The sequence below is a fragment of the Cupriavidus sp. 01T418 genome, assembly GCF_056398885.1.
This window is the reverse complement of record NZ_JBFTQG010000096.1, coordinates 1-3,540: the sequence shown is the minus strand read 5'-3', so window position 1 is coordinate 3,540 and position 3,540 is coordinate 1. Positions and strand designations below refer to the sequence as shown.

Here is a 3,540-nt window from a genome sequence, read left to right as displayed (position 1 = left end):
AACAGGCGGCGCAGCAGCGCGCGCCGTTCCGCCAGCGCAACCTTGCGCAGGTCATGGCCGGCGTAGAACGGGAGGTCGAACACGAAGTACTGGATGGTGTCGGCATGCGCCGTCTCAAAAGCGTTCTGCAACGCCTGGAAGTCCGTCTCCCCGTGTTTGCCCATCACCACGATCTCGCCATCCAGCCAGCCGTCCGGCAGCCCAAGCGAGCCGACTTCCGTCGCGAGCGCCTTCAGCTTCGGGGTCCAGTCGTGGCCCTGCCTCGTGAAGAGCCGCACATCGCGGCCGCGGATCTCTTGTGGCCACTGGCGGTTGTCTTGCCTGCCGGCGTGCCTCGCGGTTCTGGCGTTAGCCGGCGGGTGTCTCCGGGCGGCCGCAGCGTGGCCGTTCTCCGGCTCCTGACGGGTGGTCCTGGCCATGGCGGTGCCCGTTGATTGGACATGGATGGGATTCAGCTTATGCAGTACGCGGCGCGACGGAAATCGGCGCTCGTCCTGCAGGCACGGCCATGCGGCTCGCATGTGGTTCTTACCGGATGTTGTAAATCCTGGTGCTGCAGCGCTGCGCGGTATGGGCGTTTTGCGGCGGCAGTGGTCCGTCCGAAGCCTGGCTGCCGATATGGATGATTGCGCCGCCGTACCGGCCGGGCTGCACACACCACCGGTCACGCACGCCGGGAGTCTCCTTGATATGGACACGCAGCTTCCGTCGCCGGCGTACGATTCGGCACTTGTCACGCGGCGAAGCACTCGCGCGCGTCCTGTTCGTCGGGTCTTCCAAGTCGCCGCAGGCGCGGCGGCTTGGCGGGGTGATGCGTATGGCTCACCTGACGCCGCGCCGTCTGGTCACGCGCCTGAGACGCACGGTGGTGCACCCCGCTGCAACCCGGCATGATATCGGCCTGACATCACTTCTCTCCTTCCTCGCATGCTGAACATGCGGCGTACAAAGCGCCAGCGCCTATTATGTAATGGCTGCATGCCAGTCTGTGACGGCGGCGCGGCCCCGTTTCGGGCACTGAGCGGACACGCCTCCACATGCGGCGCATTTGCCAGGTTGCCAGGTAGCAGTTTTTGATTGATTCCGGCATTGCTGCCGGCATTTGCCAAAGCGCGGCCCATGCTTCCGGTACCGCCTGCGGTCATTCAATCTGAAATTACCCTTGTGGAAAGGAGCGCGTTCCCATGTCAAAGCTGCACCCGGCAGGGGCAACGGTGGCTGGTCAAACCACGGCCGATACCACCTATAGCGGCAGTGTTGACACAACCGTGGACGTGCACTCAGGCCGGCAACCGGGTACGCCGGCCCCCGACCCTGAAATCGAACGCTATCGACAGATGCTCGGCGCGCTGGATGGCTGCGCCGTCTTCGTGATCACCACCGACGGCCATGTGCAAACCTGGCCCGAGCCCGCTATCCGCTTGTTCGGCTACGCACCGGCAGAGATTGCGGGCCGCCATATCTCGTGCCTGTTTACACCCGCCGACATCGAGGCCGGCGCGCCGCAGCGCTGGCTGGAGGCCGCGCGGCAATCAGGCAGTGCGCAGGACGACGGCTGGCGGGTGCGCAGCGACGGCAGCCAGCTCTGGGCAGCCTCCGGCATGACTGCCATCGCCGGCGCCTTCGGTGCTGTCAGCGGCTTCGTGGTGGCGAGCCGCGATATCACCGTGCAGTTCGCGGCAGAGGAGCACGCGCGCCTTGCCGACGACCAGATGCGATTGCTGGCTGAAACTCTGCCTGGCGTCGCTGCCGTCGAGGTGAGCGCCGATGGCGAAATCCGCAGCTGGAACGCCGGCGCGCAGGAGATTACCGGCTATCTGCCCGAGGAGGCGATCGGGCAGCCGCTGTCGCTGCTCTACACACGGCAGGACGTCGCTTGCGGCCAGGACCGCGCGGGCCTGGAAGCCGCACGCGCAAGCGGCCGGTGCGACGGCGATGAGCGCCTGGTGCGCAAGGACGGCTCGGTGGTGCACTGCCAGACGCGGATCGCGCTGATCCGTGATGCGGGCGGATGCCCGGCCGGCATGCTGTGGACGGCGCGTGACATCAGCGATGCGCTGCGGCTGGAAGAGCTGGAATCGGGCAGCCGGCGCGTGCATTCTTTCCTTGCGATCCTTGCGCACGAGCTGCGCAACCCGCTGGCGCCGATCCGCAACGCGGTCGATGTGATCACGCTGACGCCTTCGGTCGACGTGCGCATCCAACGTTGCGCCGCGATCATCGATCGCCAGCTCCACCAGCTCGAACGGCTGGTCAATGATCTGCTCGATGTGGGCCGCGTCACCGCCGGCAAGCTGAAGGTCGAACTGACGCCGACCGCCTATAACGACGTCGTCACGGCCAGCATCGAAGCTATTCGTCCGGTGCTGGAGGCCGCGGGCCAGCAACTGGTGGTGTTCTTGCCGCCGAAATCGCCTTATGTGTCAGCCGACGCGGCCAGGCTCGGGCAGGTACTGATCAATCTGCTCAGCAATGCCACCAAGTACACGCCGCGCGGCAGTACCGTGACCGTCCACGTCGTGGTGGAAGACGGCAGCGTCGTCACGACCGTATCCGACACCGGCCAAGGCATGGAGCCGGCCGCGCTGGATCGCATCTTCAATCTCTTCTCACAGGAACGCGAGGGCATCAGCCGTGGTGGGCTGGGGATCGGGCTGGCGCTTGCCCGCGCCGTAGTCGAGGCCCATGGCGGAGCGATCCAGGCAGACAGTCCGGGGCCGGGCAAGGGCAGCACCTTCACTGTGATCCTGCCGCAGGTGGTTGAACGTGGCGAGCCAGCGGGCCAGGTTGATGCCGATACCGGACGCAGGCGGCGCGTGCTGATTCTTGACGACAATACCGATGCCGCCGACAGCATGGCCGAGTTGCTGAACCTGCTCGGGCACGAAGCCCGGCCGGCCTACACCGGCTCGCAGGCGCTTGCGTTGGCAGCCGAGTTCCAGCCCGACTGCGCGCTGCTCGACCTGGAAATGCCGGACATGAACGGCTTTGAAGTCCTGGACGCGCTACAGGCCACGCCAGCGGGGCGATCGATGCAGTTTTTTGCGATCACGGGGCGCGGCACCGCCGACGACATGCGCCGCTCGCAGGAGGCGGGTTTCCACTTCCACCTGGTCAAACCACTGAGCATCGAGGCGCTGCGCCGGGCACTGTCGACACCGGCAAGCCGGCCAATCCAGGAGGGCGTCCGTCAGCCGGAGCGCTAGGCGTTCGAGCCGGTTGTAGCGCGTCTTCAGGGTGATGCCGGGTGCCGCGCAGCACGCTTCTTGCATGAGTACTGCATGGGTACGCCCAGCAGACAACCTGGCCGAGAGCAATGATGCAGCAACCATCGCCGTCCGCCATGCCGGACACATCCGATGATTCTCCCGCCTGCAGCACCGCTACGGCGGATCGGCAGGCAGCGGTGACTGCACCCGGGGTGCGCAGCGTGGTCGAGGTCGGCGCACTGATCGAACAGTCCGCCCATGACCTGCGCTCGTCGCTCAATGCCATCCAGAGCTGGACTTATGTGCTCAAACGCGCGGTCGATGCCGCGCC

Annotated in this window: 2 protein-coding genes and 1 pseudogene; 2 read left to right on the top strand and 1 reads right to left on the bottom strand. The window is 66.1% G+C overall.

Annotated features, from left to right (window positions below):
• A partial coding sequence (locus AC1DQ3_RS36235; RefSeq protein WP_477124905.1) for an ATP-dependent DNA ligase occupies positions 1-419 on the bottom strand: 419 nt, incomplete at its 3' end.
• Positions 420-1,184: 765 nt separating this feature from the next.
• Between AC1DQ3_RS36235 and AC1DQ3_RS36230 the strand changes: the two genes are divergently transcribed.
• Both AC1DQ3_RS36230 and AC1DQ3_RS36225 read left to right on the top strand, forming a co-directional pair.
• On the top strand, positions 1,185-3,206 hold the full coding sequence (locus AC1DQ3_RS36230) for a PAS domain-containing hybrid sensor histidine kinase/response regulator (protein ID WP_477124904.1): 2,022 nt from the start codon (positions 1,185-1,187) through the stop codon (positions 3,204-3,206).
• A 110-nt stretch (positions 3,207-3,316) separates the two neighbouring features.
• Positions 3,317-3,540: pseudogene (locus AC1DQ3_RS36225) on the top strand (hypothetical protein); the annotation flags it as partial.

Coding starts and splice junctions, on each gene's coding strand:
- AC1DQ3_RS36230 (WP_477124904.1), top strand. CDS start 1,185: ATGTCAAAGCTGCACCCGGCAGGGGCAACGGTGGCTGGTCAAACCACG.